This is a genomic window from Umezawaea sp. (genome assembly GCF_057122925.1).
In genome coordinates this window covers 66,803-89,663 of the sequence record NZ_DBNGPQ010000047.1, presented here as the reverse complement: position 1 = coordinate 89,663, position 22,861 = coordinate 66,803, and the positions used below count along the sequence as shown (strand labels likewise).

Here is a 22,861-nt window from a genome sequence, read left to right as displayed (position 1 = left end):
CCCGGACGTCCGGGAGGCCCCGCGCTCCGGCTAGCGCTTGCGCTGCTTGGTGGCGCGGGCCGAGTCGGTGCACACGGCGCCGACGTCGACGGTCTGGCCGCGGTCCACGAACACGTCGGTCAGGCCGACGATGCGGCCCCGGCGGTCCTTGCACGTGAGCGTGTACGACTCCTTCGGGCCGTACGTGGCGGGGACCGGCGGGGCGAACTCGACCAGTCCACCCGTCCAGTCGTCCGGCGTCGCCGGGTTCGCCTGGCTGTAGTTGACGACCACGGCCGTGTACTCACCGGCGGGCGGGTCGAACAGGACCGCGGTCTCGCTGTTCGTGCCGCCCGCGGCGGACGAGGTGACGGTCTCGCCGTCGGCGTCGACGATGAAGAGGTCCCAGTCGGTGGCCGGGGAGCCCCAGTTGACGGTGATGGAGACCTTGCCGTTGTCGACCTCGGGCATCCCCTTGACCGTGAAGGGGATGCGGTCCGCGGTCGGGTCGGCCGGGTACCGGGTGTTCTCGGCGGGCACGCCCTCCGGGTTGGCGAGCTGGATGTCCTGCTGCACCGGGGCCTGCGGGTCGCGGCCGTAGCGGCCCGCGACGTACGGGCGGGTCGACGGGTTGACGGCCCAGGAGAACCTGCCGCCCGTCGCGTCGAGCGTGGAGTTGAGCGTGTCCTGCACGTAGATCGCGGGCTTGGTCGTGCCGTCCGGCTGGCGGACGGGCGACGTGGGCGTCTGGAACGACTTGCGCAGCGCCAGCTCGTAGCCGCGCGGCGCGGTGCCGACCAGCGTCGAGTGGGCCTCGGGGGTGGCCGCGTTCCTCAGCATGTCGAGGAAGGCGGCGCGGTTGCCGCCCTTGCCCGCGCCCTGCGCCGGGGCCTGGCCGAGGTACTCGGCGACGACACCCGTGGAGTACTGCGGGTGGAAGCCGTCGAGACCGATCTCCATCGTGTAGCCGTAGCCGCCGGTCGCCCAGTACGACCAGTCCTCGGTGGTGCCGCTGGTGTCGTACAGCGCCCACGACGGCTGGCTGGTGTAGCCGTTGCGCGAGGCCATGAGGTCGCCGAGCGCCTTGTTCAGCGGCTCGTCCAGCGGCGGCCGGGTGCCGAACACGCCGGGCACGCGCAGCACCAGGTTGGAGTAGGTGTGCAGGGTCATCAGGTTGGTGACCTGGCGGCTGGACACCAGGTCGCGGATGTTGCGCGTCTCCGGCTCGGAGAACGGGCTGGAGCCGCGGAACGTCTCGCCCGACCAGGAGGTCGACGCGCCCGCGCCGCCCCAGAAGCCCGCGTAGTTGCGGTTCGGGTCGGTGCCGCGCTGCGCGCCCGCCGGGTTCGCCTTGCAGACGCCCGTGCGGAACTGCTCCGGGGAGTCGTCCGCCTGGCAGTTCTTGCGCTTCATCTCGTAGTCGAACCGGCTGAAGTCGCCCTTCGGCTCGGCCTCGCGGGAGATGGTGAAGCCGTCGGCGTTGACCACCGGGATGATGATGTTGCGGGTGCGCTCGACGAGGCCTCGCACCTCCCGGTCGCGGGAGTACCCGTCGACCAGCTCGTAGATCCACTCCATCGCGTGCTCGCCCGACGGCCACTCGCGGGCGTGGTGCAGCGCCATCAGCAGGTTGACCGGCTTGCCGTCGGCGGTGTTGGCGACGTTGGTCGCCACCTCGACGCCGACGACGTCCAGGCCCTCGACCGTGGCGTGCGGGAGGGTGAAGGCGCGCACCAGCTTCGGGTTCTCGCGCGCCAACTCCTTCATCTCGAAGTTGTAGTCCCACAGGTGCCGGTAGCCCGTGCGGCCCGAGGGCAGCCCGGTGCGCTCGGTGGTCGCGGCGAACTCGGCGTCCTCGCGGGCGTTCTCGCGGGAGGTGGCGGACAGGTCGGGGTTCAGCACCTCGAAGCGGAACCCGCTCCCGCGCAGCACCTCGCGGTCGGCCTCGCCCGCGAGGACGACGTCGACGCCCGTGGCGTCCGCCTTCTCCGTCACGTCGAGGCCGAGGCCGAGCAGCTTGTTCTTGTCCTGCTGGTCGGCGGTGGCCACGCGGACCAGCTCGGCGCGCTCCGGGGCCGTCTCGGCGGTCACGCCGGGGGTGGGCGTGCCCTGCGGCGTGAGCGCGAGGAAGTCGACGCCCAGCACGACCGAGCGGGTGTCACCGGCGTACCGGCAGCCCTGGACGACGAGCTGCTGCCCCTTGGTCACGAAGCTCTCGGCCAGCTCGCGGGAGGCGAGCGCGGTCGACGCCGCCACCAGCTTTCCGTTCGCCTTGTCGAACACGGCCACGTCCCAGTCGCCGGTGCCGCCGTTCCCGGCGGCCAACCGCGCCTGGACGAGTCCGTCCACTGTGGAGGTCACCTCCCGGCGGTCCACCCCCGCGGTGCGGGCGGGGAGCACTCCGGCGAAGCAGGAACGGGCGACCGCGCGGTCGGCGCGGAGGACGTTCTCCGCGGCGGCCGAGACCGGCGCGTTGAGCCCGAACACGACGGCGGAGCCGACGCCCACCGCGATCACCGCTCTTGCCGCTTGCTTCCGTCTTGACCTCATCCGATCCACCCCTCAGTAGGCCGGCAGCGTGCCGGGGAAGCGACACGGTAGCGACCGGTCGCAGCGGCAGAAACCCCTGTAAGTAGGAGGTTTCTCAGCGTCTTGACAGGTGGTTCTGGCTTGTTTCTTCGGTTTGTCTGGCTTCCTGGGGTCAGAGCGAACGACGAGGAGGACGCCATGCTGGTGGAACAGGTGCCGCGGCCGGTCCGGTTGACCAGCGGGACGTGCAGCGAGCGGGGGCCGCGCGGGCACAACGCGGACGCCGCGGCGACCTGCCGCGACCCCTCCTCGGGCGGCCTGGCCTTCGCCGTGGCGGACGGCATCGGCGACTCCGAGGGCGCGGGGAGGGCCGCCCGGCTCGCGGCCGGGGCGGCGGCGCGCGAGGCGGCCCGGCTCGGCGCGGGTCGGGCCGTGGCGGCGGCGCGCGCGGTGCTGGAGGCGTGGCTGCCCGACGACGAGCGCCACCTGGCGGGTGACGCCGTGCTCGTGACGGCGGCTCCCCGGCTCGGCGGCGGCTTCACGGTGGCCTGGGCGGGTGACGCGCGGGCCTACTTCTGGGACGGGACGGCGCTGACGCGGCTGACGACCGACCAGACGGTGGCCGAGCACTTCCGCGCCCGCGGGCGGACGCCGACGCCGCGGATGGAGCACGTGGTGACCAACTCGGTGCGGATGAGCGACCCCTCGTCGATCGGGCTGGCGCACGCGCCCCGCGGCGCGGGAAGGCTGGTCCTCACCACGGACGGCGTCCACGGGCGCCTCGCGCACGAGGACCTGCGGCTCGTCCTCGCGGGCGCGGGCGACCCGGCGGCGGCCTCGGCGCTGCTGGTGGGGGCCGCCCTGCGCGCGGGCGGCACGGACAACGCCACCGCCCTGGTGGTCGACGTGACGTGAGACGCGAATTTTCGACTTGATTTCCTGACGAAACGAGAAAATATGTGATTCACATCACAGGTAGTGTGCGATTTTCCCCCCGGCCACTTCGGGCGTCCAGTTCACTCGAACAGGTGGCCCAGGCGGGAAAATGAGGGCCGAAGGGCCCGAAAAACGCGGGAGCCGCACTGAAAAATATGGCTCTGACCAGGCCGAACAACGTGATTTAGCCCGCTTCTGCGAGTACGACGGCGCAAAACCGGCCCGGACGTGGCAAGATACCGGGAGAGATCAGGGTTCCTCGTCGTGAGGACCTGACTCAGGCTTACAAGGAGTTAGTCGCATGGCGCAGGGCACTGTTAAGTGGTTCAACGGCGAAAAGGGCTTCGGCTTCATCGAGCAGGACGGTGGCGGTCCTGACGTCTTCGTCCACTACTCGGAGATCACGGGCAGCGGTTTCAAGTCCCTCGACGAGGGTCAGCGCGTGGAGTTCGAGATCGGCCAGGGCCAGAAGGGCCCGCAGGCCCAGCAGGTCCGCACCGTCTGATCTGTTCGTGAAGTTGTGGGCTCGTACTCCATGGGGAGTGCGGGCCCACACCGCGTTGCAGGGCCTTTTTTCCGGTTGACCTCACCTTAAGTCGAGGTCCTACCGTCGGCCGCATGAGCATGGATGTCACCGCGTGGATGTCGCTGCACCACGTCATGAACGCCCAGCAGGACAAGCGACCGTTCTCCAAGGCGACCCTGGGGCGCATAGCCCGGTTCGCCGCACCGCACCGCTCCCGGCTGGCCCGGTTCCTGGCGCTGAGCGTCGTCGCCGCGGTCCTCACCGTCGCGACACCCGTGATCGCGGGCCGGATCGTCACCGCCATCAACGACGGCGGGCCCCTGAACGTCGTGGTCGGCCTCGCCGGGCTGATCGCCGTGATCGCCGTGGTGGAGGCGGGCGTCGGGGTGCTGTCCCGGTGGCTGTCCTCCAGCATCGGTGAAGGCCTGATCCTCGACCTGCGCACCGCCGTCTTCGACCACGTGCAGCGGATGCCCGTCGCCTTCTTCACCCGCACGCGGACCGGCGCGCTGGTGAGCAGGCTCAACAACGACGTCATCGGGGCGCAGCGGGCGTTCAGCGACACGCTGTCCGGCGTGGTCAGCAACCTGGTGACGCTGCTGCTGACGCTGGTCGTGATGATCGGCATCTCGTGGCAGATCACGCTGCTGGCGCTGGTGCTGCTGCCCGTCTTCGTGCTCCCCGCCCGGCGGATGGGCGGCAAGCTCGCCGCGCTGGAGCGGGAGGCCGCGAACCACGACGCCGCCATGAGCACCCAGATGACCGAGAGGTTCTCGGCGCCGGGTGCGACGCTGGTGAAGCTGTTCGGCAACCCCGCCGGGGAGTCCGCGGAGTTCGCGGCCCGCGCTCGGCGGGTGCGGGACATCGGCGTGCGGTCGGCGATGGTGCAGTGGGTGTTCCTGACCGCGCTGACCATCGTGTCCTCGCTGGCCCTCGCCCTGGTGTACGGGCTGGGCGGGTTCTTCGCGCTGCGCGGCTCGCTGGAGCCCGGCGCGGTGGTGGCGCTGGCGCTGCTGATCACCAGGCTGTACACGCCGCTGACGGCGCTGGCCAGCGCGCGGGTCGAGGTCATGACCGCGCTGGTGTCGTTCGAGCGGGTGTTCGAGGTGCTGGACCTGGAGCCGCTGATCGCGGAGAAGCCCGGTGCCGTGCCCGTGCCCGACGGCCCGGTCGGCCTGGAGTTCTCCGGGGTCACCTTCGCCTACCCGTCGGCGGACAGGGTGTCGCTGGCGTCGCTGGAGGAGGTGGCCGCGCTCGACACCCGCGGCGGCGTGGACGTGCTGCACGACGTGTCGTTCCGGGTCGAGCCGGGGCAGATGGTGGCCCTGGTGGGGTCCTCCGGCGCGGGCAAGTCGACGATCGCGCAGCTGGCGGCCCGGCTGTACGACGTGGACTCCGGCAGCGTGCGGCTGGGGGACGTGGACGTCCGGGACCTGACCGCCTCGTCCGTGCGGGCCGCGCTGGGGATGGTGACCCAGGACGGGCACCTGTTCCACGAGTCGATCCGGTCCAACCTGCTGCTGGCGCGGGAGTCCGCGTCCGAGGAGGAGCTGTGGGACGTGCTGGAGCGGGCCCGGCTGTCGTCGTTGATCGCGTCGCTGCCGGACGGGCTGGACACCGTGGTCGGCGAACGCGGGTACCGGCTGTCCGGCGGGGAGCGGCAGCGGTTGACGATCGCGCGGCTGCTGCTGGCCCGGCCGCGGGTGGTGGTGCTGGACGAGGCCACGGCGCACCTGGACTCGACGTCGGAGGCCGCCGTGCAGGAGGCGCTGGGGGAAGCGCTGGCCGGGCGGACGTCCGTGGTGATCGCGCACCGGCTGTCGACCGTGCGGGCCGCCGACCTGATCCTGGTCGTGGAGGACGGGCGCGTGGTGGAGCGGGGGACGCACGCGTCGCTGCTCGCCGCGGGCGGCCGGTACGAGGAGCTGCACCGGACGCAGTTCAGCCAGGAGGTCGCCGCCTGAGCGCGCACGTCCGGCCCGGTCCCCGAGGTGGGGACCGGGCCGGAGGTCGCCGGTCGCTACTGCACCGCGTGCAGGTTGCCGTCCGCGCCCACCAGGCAGCGGGCGGCCTGGGTGCCGGACTGCACGAACTCCGTCACGCACCGGCCCAGCTGCGCGTGGGCCGCCGCGTTCGGGTGGAAGGACTGCTGCGCCAGGTGGATGCCGATCGCGTCCAGGCCGCCGTGCACCAGGGCCTCCGGGTCCACGGTGATGCGGCGCTGCCACTCGCCGGTCGAGCTGCCGCTCTTGTTGCTGCACGCCTCGCGGTTCTCGGTGGCGCGGGCGAAGTCCAGGAACTTCGTGCCGGTCCTGGTCGCCACGCCGCGCAGCGCGTCGGAGAACTGGGGCACGGCCACGGTCCGGCCGTACTCGGCGTCGGCCAGGCGCACCGGGCAGCCGTGCGGGCCGTGCAGGACCTTGTCCATCTTCTCGGTGAGCGGCGACGCGTACGAGGTGAGGACGAAGCTGTACGAGCCCGCCGCGTAGCCCGCCTGCGACATGGCCGAGCGGACGTCGGCGATGGCGTTCTCCACCTTGGGCGCCATCGCCGCGAGCCGCGCGGGCCACTGGGTCTGGAGCGCCGAGCGGCACGGGCTGCCGAACGGGTTCAGCCACGCCGCGATGCAGCTGACGATCGTGTCGGCGAACTGCGGGTCGTCGTTGGCGCCGACCTGGAGCACGACGGTCGTCACGCGGTTCTGCCGGGCGATGTCGATCAGGCGCCTGGCCTGCGAGCCCTCCGTGTAGTGGACGGTGTCGGCCAGCGAGACGTTGGCCGAGTCCGCGCCGGAGCAGGCGAGGTTGAAGGTGCGGTCCGCCACGGCCGTCTGGTGGACCAGCGCCCTGGTGGAGCGGTGGCACCAGTTGCCGTTCTCGCCCTCGGTGCCGGGCTCGTAGGACCCCGCGCCCTCGCCGGAGATCGCGCTGTCGCCGAGCGACACGATGGCGGTGGGACGGGGGTCCGCGGGCGCGGCGGACACGGGCTGCGCCGCCGCCCCGATCATGAGCAGTGAGGCTAAGAGCGCACCGACGCGCATGGCAACTCCTGGAAGATCATGGCCATTTCGCGCCGGTCGACGCAAAATCACCGTAAACTCGGTGTTACGGAACGACAATGCGCCGGATGGGCTGCAAACGTTGTTGGTTCGGTTTCACGAACCCGTCGTCCGGGCCAGGCGGAACGTGAAGTCCAGGCGGCGCCACGGCCCCTCGACCGGTCTGCCGTCCGGCGTCGCACCGGTGGCGGGGCGGAAGTCCACGACCAACTCCTCCTTGACGCCGAAGACCGCGTCGGAGTCAAGGTGGTCGCCGCCCGCCACGAACAGCTGGGTGACCAGCCGCTCGTGGCCCGGCGCGCTGATCATGAAGTGCAGGTGCGGGGCGCGGTACTGGTGGCGGCCGGTCGCGGCGAGCATCTCCCCCACCGGGCCGTCGTCCGGGATCGGGTACGCCGACGGCAGGATCGACCAGAAGGTGAAGCGGCCCGCCTCGTCCGTGGTGAACCTCGCCCGCAGCACCGGGCCGTCCAGGTCGGGCAGCTGGATGTCGTAGAAGCCGTCGTCGTCGGCCTGCCAGACGTCGACGACCGCGTCCTCGACCGGCATCCCGTCCGGGTCGGTGACGTGGATGTCCGCCCACAGCGGGATTCCCGCTGCCCCCGAGGCCAGGTCGGCGCCGGAGGGCGCGGCGGGCGGACCGTCCACGTAGAACGGTCCCAGCACCGCGGACGGCGTCGAGCCGGGCGTGCGGGAGTTCGTCAGCGCGTCGACCACGCTGGACAGCCCGAGGGTGTCGGACAGCAGCACGAACTCCTGCCGCACGGCGCTGCTGATCTGCCCTGTGCGGGTGAGGAAGTCGATCGCGCGCCGCCACTCGGTCTGCGTCAGGTCGTTCTCGGTGGCGTAGGAGTGCAGGCGCCGCACCAGGTCCGCGAGCAGCGCGCGGGTGCGCGGGTCCGGGGTCGCGTCGAAGCTCGCGACGACCTCGGCGGTCAGCCACCCCAGGTCGGGGACGCGGCTCGCGGGACGTCTGCCGTGCCACGCGTCCGACAGCAGCCCGGCGACGCCCGGCGACGTCACCTCGCGCGGGTTCGGGTACGCCCGCGCGGTGGCCAGCTCGACGGCGAGCGGCACGTCCTCCAGCGGGAAGTCCAGGGCGCGCAACGAGGTGGGCCCGCCGACCTCGGCGATCAGGTCGAACACGCCCGCGGGCGCGTCCGGGACCCCGAGCGCCCCCGCGATCCGCTCCATCACCTCGGGCACGGCGGGGGCGTTGTACGCCATGGCGTGCGGCAGGACCACGGTGTGCGTCTGGGCGTGCGGCAGGCCGAACGAGCCGCCGAGGGTGTGGCACAGCTTGTGGTGCAGGCCCATGCCGACCGAGCCGAGGCACGTGCCCGCGAGCCACGCGCCGGTCAGCAGGTCGGCGCGCGTGTCCACGTCGGACGGGTCGGCGGACAGCGCCCGGAGGCCGCGGGACAGGCGGGTGATCGCGTCCAGCGCGATGGCGTCGGTGACGGGCTCGGCCTGCGGCGAGTACAGCGCCTCGACGGCGTGGGCGAGCGCGTTGACCGCGCTGGTGACCGACAGCGGCACCGGGAGGCCGAGGGTGAGGTCGACGTCGTAGACCACGGTCTCCGGGCGGATCTCCGGGGCCGACCTCGTGGTCTTGCGGCCCTCCCTGGTCTCGCCGAGCACGGCGGTCACCTCGGAGCCCGAGTACGTCGTCGGCACGATCACCTGCGGCACGTTGGTGCGCGCGGCCAGCGCCTTGGACAGGCCGGTGGTGGAACCGCCGCCGATCGCGACCACGCAGTCCGCGCTGTGGGAGCGCAGCACCTCCAGCGCGCGCTCGGTCACCTCCACCGGGGTGTGCATCGCGGCGCCGTCGAACCGGGCCGCGAGCGACGGGCCGAGGGACTCCCCGACCCGTCGAGCGACGTCGTCCAGCCGCTCGCTCGCCAGCAGGAGCACGCGGTTGCCGCCCACCCGTTCCACCTCGGCGCGCACCTGCGAGACGGTGCCGGAGCCGAAGACGATCCGGGTCGAGCGGACTTCGTGGACGAAGGGCTTCATCAGACGGTGAACTCCACTAGTGGGGACGACGTGAGCTTGACCTGCGGTTACAGGTCCGACCTCAAGCTTTCGTTGCCGAGCAAGAGTATCCGGACAGTAGCCGCTCAGCCTTCGCGGCACCCATCATGAGCAGGTGGCCTCCCACCGCGCCATGACCGGGAGGCACCGAGTCAGCGTCGGTGCCAGTCGATCAGGGTGCGCCCGACCGCGTACGCGGTACCGAGTCCGATGATCACCATCACGGCCGCAGGGGCGTTGACCAGGCTCATCACCGCGCACAATCCGCGGATTGCTTGGTGCGCAAGGGGATTCCCTCAACCTGCCGCCAACGGTCGTTGCACGTGCGGCATTCCGGCCAGAGCCGATCTGGATGCAGCAGGCCGCCCGCAGTAGCGTTCCGTGTCGATATACCCTGCTACACAAAGACTTCCGAACCGTGTGCAAGCTCCGAGAGCGAAGAGGCCTGAACCGTTCCGGACCTGTTCGAACCGGAAACCGTTGGCAGGTAACGAAAAGTTTCCCAACCAAGCTGACTGGTTGCGAACTTGGCCGTCCGAGCGTGTGATCCGATTGTCACCGACCCCTGGGGACTCGGACCTCCTTGCCGTCCACCAGGCGCACCCACACGACGCGGTCCATGACGGGCACTCGCTTACCCGGCGTCGGACTCCTCATCAGCCGCAGAGTGCCGATCAGGTCAGGGCTGAACAGCGTCTGCGCCAGCGTCCGCCTTGCCGCCATCGGAGCGACGTCCCAGCGCGCCTGCACCCACTCGCGAGGCCCGGTCTCCCCCTGGAGTGCCGCAGGGGTCTTGAGCGCCTTCTCACGCTGCTCAGCCGCCCGGAGCCGGGCAAGGATGCCGGGCTCTGCCCGCGCGGCGAATACCGCCGACAGGGTGCCCGCGCTCACCTGATCGGCGAGTTCGTCAAAGTCACGACGCGCACGCGCGACACCATCACGCACTTCGGCAAGCTTCTTCTCGTCCGCCATGCCCGCGTTGATGGCCGAGTGAGCAGCCTCCGACGAAAGGTAGGAAATGATGACCTCTTCGGCATAGACGTCCAAGTCGGACTTGAACCCTCCGACGTGCCCTGCGGCGTGGCAGGTGTAGGCCATCTCGCCGTGTCGAGTACGCGCGGCCAGCTTCGCGTCGCACACGTCGCAACGAGCGATCATCGACAACAGGTGCGTTCCTCGCCCAGCTCGCGTCGACACTCGTTCCGGAGCTGAGATGATCCTCTGCACAGTTAGGAAATCAGCCTCACTGATGATTCCAGGCCATGCAGCGACGGAGATCGTCAGTGGCCCACCTGCGCGTGGCTTGTGGGAGCGCTGCCCCATGTACAGCACGCGGGACACCATCACCCCTAGATCGCGGCCGGTGAAGGCTTTCCCACTTCGACGCGTGATGCCGCGCTCCGCGAAGTCCGTGGCAATACCGCGAAACGAGTGACCGGCAATGATCCGGGCAAACAGTTCACGTACGACTTCGGCTTCCTCGGGATTTATCTCCTGCTGATCCACACGGCCCGTGTTGGGGTCGCGGGTTCGCCGGTAGCCAAAGGGGATGCGGGCCCACGGCTGACCGTTCAACGCGGCTTGCGCGGCTGTACGCCTACCTCGGGTCGAAGTCTTCGCGGCTTCGTACTCCGAGTCGACCGCGTCTTCGAGGATCGTTCGGCGGTCGCGAGGATTCGAAGGGTCGTAGGTGCGATCATGCGCAGTGACATGGATCATCACCGATGCCTTCTCGCACAACCCGATCAACTCCACCCATTCACCAACCTGCCGCGATCCTCTTGATGATTCCCAGAGGAGCAACACACTCGCCGCGAACTCGCCGCTATGCAGGTCGGCGATCAACTCAGCGAACCCACCACGAACCTTGGCCGAGTAACGAGAAGCGGACACGACGTCTTGGTACGGCTTGCCGAGCGACCACCCTCGTGCGTCAGCCAAGGCCTCGTGATCGGCGTGCTGCTCCTCGTTGGAACGCTGGTGGCCTGACTTGTCCTTCGAAACGCGGAGGTACTCCCGTGCCGTGGTCACGGCACGGGAGAGTACTCCCCACTAGTGGCGCTTATCAGGCGGTGAACTCCGGCGTTCGGTCGGGGCTCGCCTGGGCGAGCAACTCGGGCAGCTTCTCCGGTGACGCGTCCGCACCGTAGCTGGGCGAGCCGGGCTGCTGCCGCCAGGACTCGTCGATGGAGCCCGCGTCGTGGGCGTGGAAGCCCAGTTCCTCGACGAGCCGGAGCACCGTCGCCTTGGCGGCCGGGTCGTCCCCCGCGACCGGCAGGGCGATGCGGCCCGGCGTGCCCGCGGGCACTCCCTTGTCCCTCAGGTGCAGGGCCTGGATGCCGTTGAAGACCTTGACCACCGGGTGGCCGAGCTGGTTCGCGACCCACCGGCTCTCGGTCACGCCGTTCTCGATCTCCTCGATGCGGCCGTCGCGCTGCGGGTAGTAGTTGCCGGTGTCGATCACGGCGACGCCCTCAGCGGCCTCGTCCAGCAGGCCCTTCGGCAGCGACGGGACCTTCCCCTGCGGGATGGTCACGATCACGACCTCGGCCCCGCGCGCGGCCTCGGTCAACGGCACTGGCGTGGCACCGGTCTCGGCGGCCAGGTCCGCCAGCGTCTCCGGGCCCCGCGAGTTGGCCACCGACACGTCGTGGCCGAGAGCGGTCAGCCTGCGCGTGAGCGCTCCGCCGATGTTGCCCGCTCCGATGATGCCGATCTTCACGTGTGCTCCTCGGTGTGGAATCCGTGGTGTGCGGTTCGCCTTCCGGACGGGTCAACGCGCGTGGCCGCGCGGATCATTCCACCGGGTCCGCAAGACTGCGGCGGCACCTTGCGGCAACCGGTGGAAGATCTTCGGCGGATCCGAGGAGCGGGGGTGGTCCGGACGGTGGCGCACTCATCCGAGCACTGCGACCCCGGTCCCGACCCCGAGGTCGTGCGACGGGCCGTCCGCGGCGACTCCGAGGCGACGCGGCTGCTCCTGGAGTCGGTCCGGCCGGTGGTGGTGCGCTACTGCCGCGCGCGGGTCGGGCGCACCGAGCGCACGTTCGGGTCGGCGGACGACGTGGCGCAGGACATCTGCCTGGCCGTGCTGACCTCGCTGCCCACGTTCCGCGACCAGGGCAGGCCGTTCCTGGCGTTCGTGTTCGGCATCGCCGCGCACAAGGTCGCCGACGCCCACCGCACGTCGGCGAAGAACCGCACCGAGCCGATGTCGGATCTGCCCGACGTGCAGGAGACGGCCGCGGGGCCGGAGGAGCGGGCGGTGCTCGACGATCTGTCCACTCGAATGGGTGGATTGTTGAGGACGCTTCCGGAGCGCCAGCGGGAGATCCTGGTACTGCGAGTGGTCCTCGGCCTGTCCGCGGACGAGGCGGCCGAGGCGATCGGGTCGACCGCCGGTGCCATTCGGGTGGCGCAGCACCGGGCGCTGACGCAGTTGCGCAAGGTCGTGGGCGACTCGGAACACTAGGCCGTGACCAGCGGTTCCCCCGCGTTCACGCGTGGTGAGCGACGAGAACGCGGTGGTGGTGCCGCGCTCCGCGGTCGAGTCCGCGCCGCGCCGGGTGCTGGACGCGGGCGGCGCGCCCGACCCGTGCTTCGGTGACCGACCGGGCGATGGTCGCCTTCACCGCGTCCGCGTCGCCGCTGTTCGGCGCGAGCCCGCCGACCTGGCCGATCGGGAGCCCGGCGGCGGGGTCGCGGCGGCTCGCGTCCACCTCGGCGCGGCGTTCGGCCGCTCCGGCAACGGGCTCACCGCGGAGGGCGGGGCGGGGTTGACCGCCGCGCGCTCGGTGCTGACGAGGTCGGACGACGTCGACCCGGCCCACCAGTGGAGCCTCTGAAGCGGGAAAGTCGGCGGAGGTAGGCTTCGCGCCATGGCTTCCCAGGCAGCGATCGGCTTCACGCGCGGCGCCCCCTCGTTGGACATCATCGACACCGAAGGTCTGGTCGAGGCGACCCAGCTCGCCTTCGCCAACGACGCCGCGGGCACGACCGCGTACGGCACCGCCGTGGGCTACGTGCCGCTGCGGAAGTGGATCGCCGAGCAGCACGGCGTCCCGGTCGAGCAGGTGCTGGTCACCAACGGCTCGATGCAGGCGGACGCGTTCCTGTTCGAGCAGCTCGTCTCCCCCGGTGACGCCGTCATCGTCGAGGCGCCGACCTACGACCGCACCCTCCTCAACCTCCGCCAGCGCGGCGCCGAGGTCCACCCGGTCGCGCTGCACTCCGACGGCATCGACGTCGACGCGGTCGAGGCGCTGCTGGAGAGCGGCGTGCGGCCGAAGCTCGCGCACATCATCCCGAACTTCCAGAACCCGGCCGGGTACACGCTGAGCGCCCCCAAGCGGGCCCGCCTGCTGGAGCTGGCCGCGAAGTACGACTTCGTCCTGTTCGAGGACGACCCGTACTACTCGATCCGCTTCGAGGGCGAGCAGATGCCCACGATGCTGTCGCAGGACAAGGCCGACAAGGTCGTCTACGCGTCCTCGTTCTCCAAGACGGTGTGCCCCGGCATCCGGGTCGGCTACCTCGTCGGACCGGTGTCGGTCATCGAGGGCATCACCAAGCTCGCGACCACGACGTACATCTCGCCGAACATGGTCGCGCAGTCGATCGTGAACCAGTTCTGCCGGTCGGGTCGCCTCGACAAGTCGATCGACACGGTCCGCGCGGCGCTGCGGGAGCGCAAGGACGCGCTGGTCACGGCGCTGGCGCGGGAGCTGCCGACGGCCGAGTACACCGCCCCGCAGGGCGGGTACTTCATGTGGGTGCGGCTGCCCGGCGTGTCCATCGACGCGCTCGCGGTCAAGGCGGCCGAGCACGGCGTCGCGTTCGTCAAGGGCGCGGACTTCCTGCTCGACGGCGGCGACGACTCGGTGCGCCTGGCGTTCTCCGGGCTGTCCGCGAGCGAGATCGACGAGGGCGTCACCCGCCTCGCGGCGGCTGTGCGCTCGCTCGACGCGTGATGCGTGACCAGACCGTAGGCGAGTTCCTGGAGCGGTTGGCGGCGCGGGTGTCCGCGCCGGGTGGCGGGGCGACCGCCGCCCTGCACGCCGCGCAGTCCGCGGCGCTGCTGGGCATGGTCGCCCGCTACAGCGACGGGCCGAAGCACGCGGAGCACGCCGAGACCATCGGCGCGGTGCTGTCCGAAGTGGACGTCCTGCGGGTCGAGGCGCTCCAGCTGGCGGACGACGACGCGCGGGCGTTCACCGCCGTGACCGACGCCTACCGGCTGCCGAAGGGTCCGGAGCGGTCCGCCGCCATCGCGGAAGCGCTTGCGGGGGCGGCGGTCCCGCCCACGCGGACCATCGCCGTCGCCGAGCGGCTGGTCGCGCTGGCCGAGGTGCTGCTGCCGGTGGGCAACCGCAACGTGATCACCGACGTGGCCGCGGCGGCGGACGCCGCCCGTGCCGCGGCGACCACGGCGCGGGTCAACGTGGAGATCAACGGCGCCGCCGTGGTGTCCGATGTAGACGCACTGGTCGCACGGGCCGACCAGGTGACCGCAAGCGTTCGCGAGGAGATCCGCAAGTGATCACGCTGTCCGGCAAGGAGTTCGCCGCGACGATCCGCGAGGACGTGACCGAGCGGGCGGCCAAGCTGGCCGCCGACGGCACTCCCCCACGACTGGCCGTGGTGACGGCGACCGACGACGAGGCCAGCGCCTGGTACGTCCGGTCGATCGCGAAGGCCGCCGCCAAGGTCGGCATCACCTGCGACGTCGTCGACCTCGGGTCCACCGCCACCGGACCCGACGTCGCCGAGGCGCTGACCGCCCTGAGCGTGGACGGCGCCGTGCACGGCGTCATCCTCCAGACACCGCTGCCCGCCGGGCTGTCGGTCGCGGACCTCGCGGGCACCATCGCCGTCCGCAAGGACGTGGACGGCTCGAACCCGACGTCGCTCGGCAGGCTCGCCGCGGGCCTGCCCGCGTTCGCGCCCGCCACCGCGGCGGCCGTGGTCGCGCTGCTCGACCACCACGAGGTGCCCCTCGACGGCAAGCACGTCGTCGTGGTCGGCCGGTCGGTCGTCGTCGGCAAGCCGGTCGCGCACCTGCTGCTCGACCGGAACGCCACCGTGACGGTGTGCCACTCGCGGACCGCCGACCTGGCCGCGGTCACCACCACGGCCGACGTCGTGGTCGCGGCCGTCGGCAAGCCGGGCCTGATCAAGGCCGAGCACGTCGCCGAGGGCGCGGTCGTGGTCGACGTGGGCACGAACGCCACCGCCGACGGCGGACTGGTCGGGGACGTGGACCCGGCCGTGGCCGAGAAGGCCGGGTCGCTCACGCCCGTGCCCGGCGGTGTCGGCCCGGTGACCACGGCCCTGCTGCTGCGGCACACCGTCGAGGCCGCCGAGACCGTCCAGGCGGTGCCCGGCAGGCGTCGGCAGCCGAGCTGGCGCCGGTAGTCAGGACCGGTGCGGAAGGGCCCTCGGCGACCGGCCGGGGGCCCTTCCGCGTTCTCCGGCTCAGGCCTCGTTGTTGGTGTCGGGGTCGGGCCCGACGCGGCTGTCGGCGTTGAGCGCGGACAGGGCGTCGACGTCGGCGGCGTCCAGGGTGAAGTCGAGGACGTCGATGTTCTCCGCGATGCGCGACGGGGTCACCGACTTGGGGATGACCACGTTGCCGAGCTGGAGGTGCCAGCGCAGCACGACCTGGGCGGGCGAGCGGTCGTACTTGGCCGCGACGGCGCCGATGGCCGGGTCGTCCAGCAGGCCCTTGCCCTGGCCGAGCGGGGACCACGCCTCGGTGACGATGCCGTGCTGGGCGTGGAAGGCCCGCAGCGGCTCCTGCGTCAGGCGCGGGTGCAGCTCGACCTGGTTCACGGCGGGCACGAGACCGGTGGCGTCGACGATCTCCGCCAGGTGGTTCGGCTGGAAGTTCGACACGCCCGCCGCGCGGACGCGGCCGTCGGCCGCCAGCTTCGCGAACGCCTTCCACGTCTCGGTGTACAGGCCGCGGGCCGGGGTGGGCCAGTGGATCAGGTACAGGTCGAGGTAGTCGAGCTTCAGCCTGGACAGGCTCTCGTCGAACGCGCGCAGCGTGGAGTCGTAGCCCTGCGCGGAGTTCCACAGCTTGGTGGTGATGAACAGGTCCTCGCGCGGGACGCCCGCCTCGGCAATGGCCCGGCCGACGCCCTCCTCGTTGCCGTAGACGGTGGCGGTGTCGATGCTGCGGTAGCCGGCCCGGAGCGCTTCCGCCACGGCGGCGGTGGTCTCGGCGTTCGGCACCTGGAAGACGCCGAAGCCGATCTGCGGCATGGTGACGCCGTTGTTCAGGGTGACGGTGGGTACCGAGGTCATGGGGTCGGGTCCTTTCACGGGATGAGGGTGTTGGCGATGCCGCCGTCGGCGCGCAGCGCGGCGCCGGTCGTGGCGGAGGACAGGTCGGAGGCGACGTAGGTGATGAGGTTGCCGATCTCCTCGGGGCGGATCAGGCGCTTGAGCAGCGAGGTGGGGCGCTCGACCTCCATGAACCGGCGCTCGGCCTCCTCGAACGGGACGTCGGCGCCGACGCGGTCGGCGATGAACTCGCGCACGCCCTCGGTCAGGGTCGAACCGGGGAGCACGGTGTTCACCGTGACGCCGGTACCGGCCAGTTCCTGGGCCATGCCGCGGGAGACCGCGATCTGCGCGGTCTTGGTCATGCCGTAGTGGACCATCTCGGTCGGGATCTGGATCGCCGACTCGCTGCTGACGAAGATCACCCGGCCCCAGCCGCGCTTGGCCATGCCCGGCGCGTAGTGCCTGGCCAGCCGCACGCCGGACAGGACGTTGACCTCGAAGTAGCGGGTCCACTCCTCGTCCGGGATCTCGAACACGGGCTTGGCGCCGAAGATGCCGAGGTTGTTGACCAGCACGTCCACGTCGTGGAGCCCGGCGACGAGGTCGGCCGCGCCCTCGGCGGTCGCGAGGTCGAGGGCGACGCCCGTGGTGGTCGTGGAGCCGGTCTCCTCGCGGAGCTTGTCGACGGCGTCGTCGACCCGCTGCTGGTCGCGGCCGTTGACGACCACCGCGGCGCCCGCGAGAGCGAGGGACTTGGCCGTCGCGTAGCCGATACCGGCCGTGGAGCCGGTGACCAGCGCGGTGCGGCCGGTGAGGTCGATGTTCACGGTGCCCTTTCTTGTCAGCGGTAAGCTGTAGTCAGCGTGCGCAATACTTGCAGACGCCGATTGTTGCACACGCTTGATACTGCCCCTGGTCCGTCCGGGGCGCAACCGGGGAGAGGTGAACCGTGTCACTGGCAGAGGACGCCACCGAGGCCCGCGCTCAGGGCTGGCGGACGCTCGCCGCACTGCACGCGCGCATCGAGGACAGGCTCGAACGCGCGCTGCAACGCGGGCACCAGCTCTCCGTCAGCGAGTACACCGTGCTGGACGTCCTCGCGCGACAGGACGACTTCCACCTGCGGATGTCGCAGGTCTCCCAGGCCGTGGTGCTGAGCCAGTCCGCGACCACGCGGCTCGTCACCCGGTTGGAGGACCGCGGTCTGCTCTCGCGGTACCTGTGCCCCACCGACCGGCGCGGCATCTACACCGAGCTGACCGAGGCGGGCGTCGCGCTGCTCGACGCCGCGCGGCCGACGCACGACACCGCCCTCGGCGAGGCGCTGGCGGACGCCGGGCAGCTCCCGGAGCTGTCACCGCTCGTGTCCGCTCTGGCGAAGCTCAGCCCGTCAAGCACGTCCAGCTAGTGGAAGGCGTTGACGCGCCGTGACGAAGAGGGCCGGATCACCCGTGTGGGAGATCCGGGCCAACCCGACGCCGCCGAGGTCACGTTCGTGATCCGCGTCACGGCCGCGCGGGCCTCCGCGGTGGCCCAGCGGGTGGCCGACGCGCTCGGGACCGCGTTCGGGCAGGCTGCCGTGGACGTCGAGGTGCCGTCGCACCGGAGCACCGGCCCGGCGCTGCGCGTCCTCCCGGACTCCCGGCGGGTGCTCCACCGGGTGTTCCGGTGCGGTCGACCCGGCTGGAGTTCGACCTGCCGCTGCACCTGTGCGGGCAGCCGCGGCGGGTGCACCGCAGGACGGCGCTGATGGACCAGGTGCGGGGCGCGTCCACCGCGGTCGGCACCAGGACCGTGGACGTGCACGTGCGCCGGATCCGGCGCACGCTCGGCGACGCGTCGGCCGTCATCGGCACGGTGCGCGGTGTCGGCTACCGGGTCGGCCAGGAGCACCGGGTGCGGGTCGAGCCGGGGGTGTGGGGACCTACTCGGCGTGGGCCAGCGCGGCCGTCCGCGAGTCGAACACCGCGAACTCGTCCCGCACACCGACCTGGTCGAGCACCTGGTCGACCTCGGCCGAGCAGACGAGGCGGAAATCGATCCGGAACGCCCGCGCCCGACGCGCGGTCTCCAGCAGGGCGGCCACCCCGACCGGGCCGAGGACGCCGACGCCGGACAGGTCCAGGATGAGCGGACCCGAGCCCGGCGCGACGCTGTCGATGCTCCAGCGGAGCCTGCGCACGGACCCAGGGTCGAGATCACCTCGCGCGGCGATGACGTTCGCTCCCGCCAACCGCCACCGTTCCACCGTCAGCACGCCTCGCACGTCCGTGGGCACCGGATGCTCCTCGAGTCGACGACCCGGTCCCCGACCTGGATCGGATCTCCTCCCCCAAGGTAGCCCAGATTCCAAGCACAGCAAGCCTTTCACCTGATCGAGGCAACCGGCTCCTGCTCTTCGCGAGCTACCGCACCGGGTCCGGACGACGTGGCCGCCGGAGGTTTGCCACCGCCGCTCGCGGGAACGCTGCGGGAGACCTCAAGGCTCCTCGGGAGGACGACGACATGAAGGCAGTCACCTGGCACGGCAGGCGCGACGTGCGCGTGGACACCGTGCCCGATCCGGTCCTGAAGGATCCGACCGACGTGGTCGTGCGGATCACCTCCAGCGGCATCTGCGGCTCGGACCTGCACCTGTACGAGGTGTTGGGCCCCTTCCTGACCGAGGGCGACATCCTCGGGCACGAGCCCATGGGGGTGGTCGAGGAGGTCGGCGCGGAGGTCACGGCGCTGAGCGCGGGCGACCGGGTGGTCGTGCCGTTCAACGTCTCGTGCGGCACCTGCTTCATGTGCGGACAGGGCCTGCACTCGCAGTGCGAGACCACGCAGGTCCGCGAGCAGGGCATGGGCGCGACGCTGTTCGGCTACACCAAGCTCTACGGCTCGATGCCCGGCGGGCAGGCGGAGTTCCTGCGGGTGCCGTTCGGGAACACGCTGCCGATCAAGGTGCCGCACGGGCCGCCGGACGACCGGTTCGTCTACCTGTCCGACGTGCTGCCCACCGCGTGGCAGGCCGTCGAGTACGCGGGGGTCACCGAGGGCGGCACCGTCGCCGTGCTCGGGCTCGGGCCCATCGGCGACATGGCGTGCCGGATCGCCCAGCACCGCGGTGCCGCCAAGGTCATCGGTGTCGACCTGGTGCCGGAGCGGCTCGCCCGCGCCAAGGCCCGCGGCGTCGAGGTGTTCGACCTCAGCAGGCACGGGAGCAAGCTCGCCGACCACATCCGCGACGTCACCGGCGGACGCGGTCCGGACTGCGTGATCGACGCCGTCGGCATGGAGGCGCACGGCGCCCCGGTGGCGAAGCTGACCCAGCACGTCACGGGTCTGCTGCCGGACGCGTTCGCCGAGAAGCTGATGCGGACCGCGGGCGTCGACCGGATGGGCGCGCTGCACCTGGCCATCGACGTGGTCCGGCGCGGCGGCACGATCTCGCTCGCCGGTGTCTACGGTGGCATGGCCGACCCGCTGCCGATGCTGACGATGTTCGACAAGCAGATCCAGCTGAGGATGGGCCAGGCCAACGTGAGGCGCTGGGTGGACGACATCCTGCCGCTGCTCACCGACGACGACCCGCTGGGCACCGAGGACTTCGCGACGCACAGGGTGCCGCTGTCCGAGGCGCCGCACGCCTACGAGATCTTCCAGAAGAAGCAGGACAACGCGATCAAGATCCTGCTCCAGCCGTGACCGGGGCGTCCCCGCTCAGACGGTGAGCGGGGACTCCGGGTGGCCGGGGGCGTCGAGGTCGTCGCGGTGGCGTTCGCGCCACGGCAGGAGGAACCACAGCGTGGCGAACCCGAGGCCCGCCACCACGCCGAAGACGATCGCGATCCAGCCGCCGACGATGACCTCACCGAGCAGCAGCACGGTGGCGGTCATCGCGGCGGCCAGGGTCCCGAGGCCGATCATGGTGAAGCGGTGGGTGATCTCGATGACGTCCTCGCGCCTGCCGCGGCGGAACAGCGCGCGGTGCCAGGCGGCGGGAGCGGTGAGCAGGGCGACCGACGTGGCGGCGAAGAGGATCGCGACCAGGTGGGTGATCCGGATGTACTGGTCCACCTCGCGGTAGCGGTCGGTGAACACGATCGACAGCAGGAAGCCGAAGAGGATCTGCACCCCCGCCTGGACGACGCGCAACTCCTGGAGCAGTTCGTTGAGGTTGCGCCTCAACCGTTCCTGGTCGGATTCCTCGGCCTCGCTCATACCCGTCTTCTTACCCGTGGACCAACCGGACAAACGGTCCGAACAGCCTAATTCCACGGCGCGCGGCCAGAGCGGGTGTCAGGCCCGGCGCACCCGGTCCAGCAGGTTCACGACCGACTCGCGCAGGGCGGTGGCGGCGTCGCCGAGCAACGACGACATGGCGGGCGTCCGGGGAGCGGTGTGCTCGCCGTCGTCCAGTTCCAGCAGCACCCGCACGACCTCCACGACCACGTCGGGGTGGCCGAGCGGCAGCGGGCGCCGGACGATGACGCGGACGTCGGCGGCCTGGCCGGTCGTGCGGTCCGGCCCCTCCTCGGGGTCCACGAGCAGCACCGACCGCACGAGGTCGCGGTGGCGGTCGGCCAGGTACAGCGCGCTGGCCGCGGCGGGGCCGCTGGTCAGCACGTGCACGGGGACGCCGCGCCCCTCGAACTCCTCCAGCACGTCGGACACCTCGCGCCACGGCCCGTCCGCCGCGGGCAGCCTGCACCACAACACCTGGAGGTGCTCGCTCAGGGGCAGCCACGTGGCGGGCAGGTCGCCGTGCCTGCCCACTCCGGCGGGGTCGAGCACGACGACGGCGGGCGCGTCCCTGGGGCCTGCCCACATGGCGGAGGGACCCGCCGATCGGGTCACGTCGGCATCGCTCATGACCTCTTGTTACCCAGCCACGGCCGACCTAACCATCGGTTCGACGCTGTACACGGTGTAGGCGGCGCGGATGATGGGCTGGGCCACGTTGCGGACGCGCACCCCGCCCGGCGTCATGCCGTGCTCGGTGCCGAAGTGCGCGTGGCCGTGGATCGCCAGGTCGGTCCCGGTGGCGTCGATCGCCTCGGCCAGCAGGTACGACCCGAGGAACGGGTAGATCTCCGGTGGCTCGCCGCGCAGGGTGTCCGGCACCGGCGAGTAGTGGGTGAGCGCGACCTTGACGTCCGCATCGATCGAGTGCAGCGCCGCCCGCAGGGTGTCCGCGATCCCGATCGTGTGGCCGACGAACGCCTTCATCTCGCGCTCGCCGAAGTTGCTGCCGCACTTGCCCGCGAAACCGCCGCCGAAGCCCTTCACGCCCGCCACGCCGATCCGCTCGTCACCGACGCGGAACACCACCGCGTCGCCTTCGAGGACGTGCAACCCGCTGTCGGTCAACACCTTCGCCACCTCGACGGGCTTGTCGTCGTGGTGGTCGTGGTTGCCGAGCACGGCGACGACGGGCACCGGCAGGTCGGCGAACTCCTCCGCGACGACCCGCGCCTCGTCGAGCGTGCCGTGCCGGGTGAGGTCACCGGCCAGCAGCAGCACGTCGGCGTGCTCCCCCACCTTCTCCAGCGCGGGGCGCATCCGGCCTCGGGCATCGGCTCCCAGGTGCACGTCGCCGACCGCGGCGATCCGGATCATCGCAGCTCCTCGCTTCCCTCGGGTTCGGCGACGCTGACGACGCGGACGTCGTCCACCACCTGGAGATCCGGCGCGATCTCGTGCACGACGGCTTCGAGCCCGGCGCGGCGCTCCTCGCACGCCACGTCGCCGGACAGCAGCACGTGGTCGCCGCGCACGGTCACCCGCACGCCGAGTTCGGTCGTCCTCGGGTCTTCGGCGATGGCGCGCCGCAGCCGAGCGGACAGGTAGGGCTCTGAGGTCATGACGCACTCCTCCGGACGCTGGTGAGCTGGGGAGCCACCAGGTCGAGTCGTTCGACCAGGACGAGGAAGGCCTCGGCGTAGGGCGAGTCCGCCGTGGACTCGCGCACCTTCCGCCAGTCGATCTGCTCCCGCAGCGCCCGCGCGAACGGCAGCAGCTCGCTGAAGTCGCAGCGGTGACCGTCCAGCACGAGCAGCTTGCTGATCATCACCTCGGTCGCGGGCATCACGGGCAGCGAGACGGAGCTGACGGCCAGCTCCTCGGCGTGGTCGAGCATGTCGTCGGTCACGGGGATCTCGTTGGGACGGTGCAGCAGGTCCACCAGCGAATCGCCGTCGTAGACCTTCAGCAGCCAGTTCTCCGGCGCGTCCGCGGCCCGGCAGCCCGCCGCCACTAGGGCGGACCTGGCCTTGGCCGCGTCCTCCTCCTTCACCAGGAGGTCGACGTCGTGCTCGGTGGCGGGACCGCCGCGCGCGTACACGGCGCACCCGCCGGTCAACGCGAAGCGGATGTCGGCGGCGCGCAACGCGTTCGCCACCTTCACAAGGGTGCGCAGCAGTTCGTCCTGGACTCCGCTCATGGTCCTGTTTACCCGAGCCCCCCGATCGGCTAAACCGGCGAAGTGCCCGTTCGGTCCGGTTCCGGTTCCGGTTGGGCCG

General features: G+C 71.3%; 24 protein-coding genes and 1 pseudogene. 12 read left to right on the top strand and 13 right to left on the bottom strand.

Annotated features, from left to right (window positions below):
• Positions 1-30: 30 nt before the first annotated feature.
• Entirely contained in the window at positions 31-2,529 is a 2,499-nt protein-coding gene (locus AC156L_RS09435; protein WP_330877149.1) for a M14 family zinc carboxypeptidase, read from the bottom strand.
• A gap of 177 nt (positions 2,530-2,706) precedes the next feature.
• Between AC156L_RS09435 and AC156L_RS09430 the strand changes: the two genes are divergently transcribed.
• The 3 genes from AC156L_RS09430 (at position 2,707) to AC156L_RS09420 (ending at position 5,934) form a co-directional block, all read left to right on the top strand.
• Positions 2,707-3,423: a PP2C family protein-serine/threonine phosphatase gene (locus AC156L_RS09430; protein ID WP_330877148.1), complete on the top strand. Its 717-nt coding sequence runs from the start codon at positions 2,707-2,709 to the stop codon at positions 3,421-3,423.
• A gap of 322 nt (positions 3,424-3,745) precedes the next feature.
• Positions 3,746-3,949: a cold-shock protein gene (locus AC156L_RS09425; RefSeq protein WP_106189155.1), complete on the top strand. Its 204-nt coding sequence runs from the start codon at positions 3,746-3,748 to the stop codon at positions 3,947-3,949.
• A 119-nt stretch (positions 3,950-4,068) separates the two neighbouring features.
• Complete coding sequence (locus tag AC156L_RS09420; RefSeq protein ID WP_414719934.1) at positions 4,069-5,934, top strand: ABC transporter ATP-binding protein; 1,866 nt, start codon at positions 4,069-4,071, stop codon at positions 5,932-5,934.
• A gap of 56 nt (positions 5,935-5,990) precedes the next feature.
• Here AC156L_RS09420 and AC156L_RS09415 read toward each other — a convergent pair whose 3' ends face one another.
• The 4 genes from AC156L_RS09415 to AC156L_RS09400 all read right to left on the bottom strand — a co-directional run bounded on the left by AC156L_RS09415 (position 5,991) and on the right by AC156L_RS09400 (position 11,787).
• Entirely contained in the window at positions 5,991-6,977 is a 987-nt protein-coding gene (locus AC156L_RS09415) for a GDSL-type esterase/lipase family protein (protein ID WP_330877147.1), read from the bottom strand.
• Positions 6,978-7,124: 147 nt separating this feature from the next.
• Positions 7,125-9,047: a maleylacetate reductase and hydroxyquinol 1,2-dioxygenase domain-containing protein gene (locus tag AC156L_RS09410; protein ID WP_330877146.1), complete on the bottom strand. Its 1,923-nt coding sequence runs from the start codon at positions 9,045-9,047 to the stop codon at positions 7,125-7,127.
• Positions 9,048-9,620: 573 nt separating this feature from the next.
• Positions 9,621-11,096 (bottom strand): recombinase family protein, encoded by a 1,476-nt coding sequence (locus AC156L_RS09405; protein WP_330877145.1) that lies wholly within the window; start codon positions 11,094-11,096, stop codon positions 9,621-9,623.
• Between the two features lie 34 nt (positions 11,097-11,130).
• Positions 11,131-11,787, bottom strand: coding sequence for an NADPH-dependent F420 reductase (locus tag AC156L_RS09400; RefSeq protein WP_414719932.1), 657 nt, complete (start codon positions 11,785-11,787; stop codon positions 11,131-11,133).
• Between the two features lie 165 nt (positions 11,788-11,952).
• Between AC156L_RS09400 and AC156L_RS09395 the strand changes: the two genes are divergently transcribed.
• Genes AC156L_RS09395 through AC156L_RS09375 form a run of 5 tightly spaced genes read left to right on the top strand, consistent with a single transcriptional unit; the run spans position 11,953 to position 15,479 of the window.
• Positions 11,953-12,537 carry a sigma-70 family RNA polymerase sigma factor gene (locus AC156L_RS09395; protein WP_330877144.1) on the top strand — a complete coding sequence of 195 codons (585 nt, stop codon included), beginning with the start codon at positions 11,953-11,955 and terminating at the stop codon, positions 12,535-12,537.
• Between the two features lie 31 nt (positions 12,538-12,568).
• Entirely contained in the window at positions 12,569-12,910 is a 342-nt protein-coding gene (locus tag AC156L_RS09390) for a hypothetical protein (RefSeq protein ID WP_330877143.1), read from the top strand.
• Between the two features lie 33 nt (positions 12,911-12,943).
• Entirely contained in the window at positions 12,944-14,035 is a 1,092-nt protein-coding gene (locus AC156L_RS09385; protein WP_330877142.1) for an aminotransferase-like domain-containing protein, read from the top strand.
• Positions 14,035-14,604: a cyclodeaminase/cyclohydrolase family protein gene (locus AC156L_RS09380; RefSeq protein ID WP_330877141.1), complete on the top strand. Its 570-nt coding sequence runs from the start codon at positions 14,035-14,037 to the stop codon at positions 14,602-14,604. The genes AC156L_RS09385 and AC156L_RS09380 overlap by 1 nt, the downstream gene beginning before the upstream one ends.
• The gene (locus AC156L_RS09375; RefSeq protein ID WP_330877140.1) at positions 14,601-15,479 is read left to right on the top strand and encodes a bifunctional 5,10-methylenetetrahydrofolate dehydrogenase/5,10-methenyltetrahydrofolate cyclohydrolase; all 879 of its coding nucleotides are present in this window, start codon (positions 14,601-14,603) and stop codon (positions 15,477-15,479) included. Before AC156L_RS09380 ends, AC156L_RS09375 begins: the two co-directional genes overlap by 4 nt.
• 60 nt (positions 15,480-15,539) lie before the next feature.
• Here AC156L_RS09375 and AC156L_RS09370 read toward each other — a convergent pair whose 3' ends face one another.
• Both AC156L_RS09370 and AC156L_RS09365 read right to left on the bottom strand, forming a co-directional pair.
• Positions 15,540-16,373 carry an aldo/keto reductase gene (locus AC156L_RS09370; protein WP_330877139.1) on the bottom strand — a complete coding sequence of 278 codons (834 nt, stop codon included), beginning with the start codon at positions 16,371-16,373 and terminating at the stop codon, positions 15,540-15,542.
• 14 nt (positions 16,374-16,387) lie between these two features.
• The gene (locus tag AC156L_RS09365; RefSeq protein WP_330877137.1) at positions 16,388-17,182 is read right to left on the bottom strand and encodes an SDR family NAD(P)-dependent oxidoreductase; all 795 of its coding nucleotides are present in this window, start codon (positions 17,180-17,182) and stop codon (positions 16,388-16,390) included.
• Positions 17,183-17,304: 122 nt separating this feature from the next.
• Here AC156L_RS09365 and AC156L_RS09360 point away from each other — a divergent pair, with 122 nt between their 5' ends.
• From AC156L_RS09360 to AC156L_RS09350, 3 genes and pseudogenes are all read left to right on the top strand, one after another.
• On the top strand, positions 17,305-17,763 hold the full coding sequence (locus tag AC156L_RS09360; RefSeq protein ID WP_330877136.1) for a MarR family winged helix-turn-helix transcriptional regulator: 459 nt from the start codon (positions 17,305-17,307) through the stop codon (positions 17,761-17,763).
• Positions 17,764-17,772: 9 nt separating this feature from the next.
• Positions 17,773-18,105: a hypothetical protein gene (locus AC156L_RS09355; protein WP_484406751.1), complete on the top strand. Its 333-nt coding sequence runs from the start codon at positions 17,773-17,775 to the stop codon at positions 18,103-18,105.
• Positions 18,051-18,173 (top strand): annotated as a pseudogene (locus AC156L_RS09350) (helix-turn-helix domain-containing protein); the annotation flags it as partial. The gene AC156L_RS09355 and the pseudogene AC156L_RS09350, both read left to right, overlap by 55 nt.
• A 106-nt stretch (positions 18,174-18,279) precedes the next feature.
• Here the strand turns inward: AC156L_RS09350 and AC156L_RS09345 are convergent.
• The gene (locus tag AC156L_RS09345; RefSeq protein ID WP_330877135.1) at positions 18,280-18,633 is read right to left on the bottom strand and encodes an STAS domain-containing protein; all 354 of its coding nucleotides are present in this window, start codon (positions 18,631-18,633) and stop codon (positions 18,280-18,282) included.
• Between the two features lie 227 nt (positions 18,634-18,860).
• Between AC156L_RS09345 and AC156L_RS09340 the strand changes: the two genes are divergently transcribed.
• Positions 18,861-20,045 (top strand): zinc-dependent alcohol dehydrogenase, encoded by a 1,185-nt coding sequence (locus tag AC156L_RS09340; protein WP_330877134.1) that lies wholly within the window; start codon positions 18,861-18,863, stop codon positions 20,043-20,045.
• A 15-nt stretch (positions 20,046-20,060) separates the two neighbouring features.
• On the opposite strand, the gene AC156L_RS09335 is transcribed toward AC156L_RS09340, so the two are convergent.
• The 5 genes from AC156L_RS09335 to AC156L_RS09315 all read right to left on the bottom strand — a co-directional run bounded on the left by AC156L_RS09335 (position 20,061) and on the right by AC156L_RS09315 (position 22,782).
• Positions 20,061-20,561 carry a DUF6328 family protein gene (locus tag AC156L_RS09335; RefSeq protein ID WP_330877133.1) on the bottom strand — a complete coding sequence of 167 codons (501 nt, stop codon included), beginning with the start codon at positions 20,559-20,561 and terminating at the stop codon, positions 20,061-20,063.
• 78 nt (positions 20,562-20,639) lie between these two features.
• Positions 20,640-21,212 (bottom strand): hypothetical protein, encoded by a 573-nt coding sequence (locus AC156L_RS09330; RefSeq protein ID WP_330877132.1) that lies wholly within the window; start codon positions 21,210-21,212, stop codon positions 20,640-20,642.
• Positions 21,213-21,221: 9 nt separating this feature from the next.
• Positions 21,222-21,959, bottom strand: coding sequence for a metallophosphoesterase family protein (locus AC156L_RS09325; RefSeq protein WP_330877131.1), 738 nt, complete (start codon positions 21,957-21,959; stop codon positions 21,222-21,224).
• The gene (locus AC156L_RS09320) at positions 21,956-22,204 is read right to left on the bottom strand and encodes a BON domain-containing protein (protein ID WP_330877130.1); all 249 of its coding nucleotides are present in this window, start codon (positions 22,202-22,204) and stop codon (positions 21,956-21,958) included. Before AC156L_RS09320 ends, AC156L_RS09325 begins: the two co-directional genes overlap by 4 nt.
• Positions 22,201-22,782 carry a nucleotidyltransferase family protein gene (locus AC156L_RS09315; protein WP_330877129.1) on the bottom strand — a complete coding sequence of 194 codons (582 nt, stop codon included), beginning with the start codon at positions 22,780-22,782 and terminating at the stop codon, positions 22,201-22,203. Before AC156L_RS09315 ends, AC156L_RS09320 begins: the two co-directional genes overlap by 4 nt.
• Positions 22,783-22,861 lie beyond the last annotated feature (79 nt).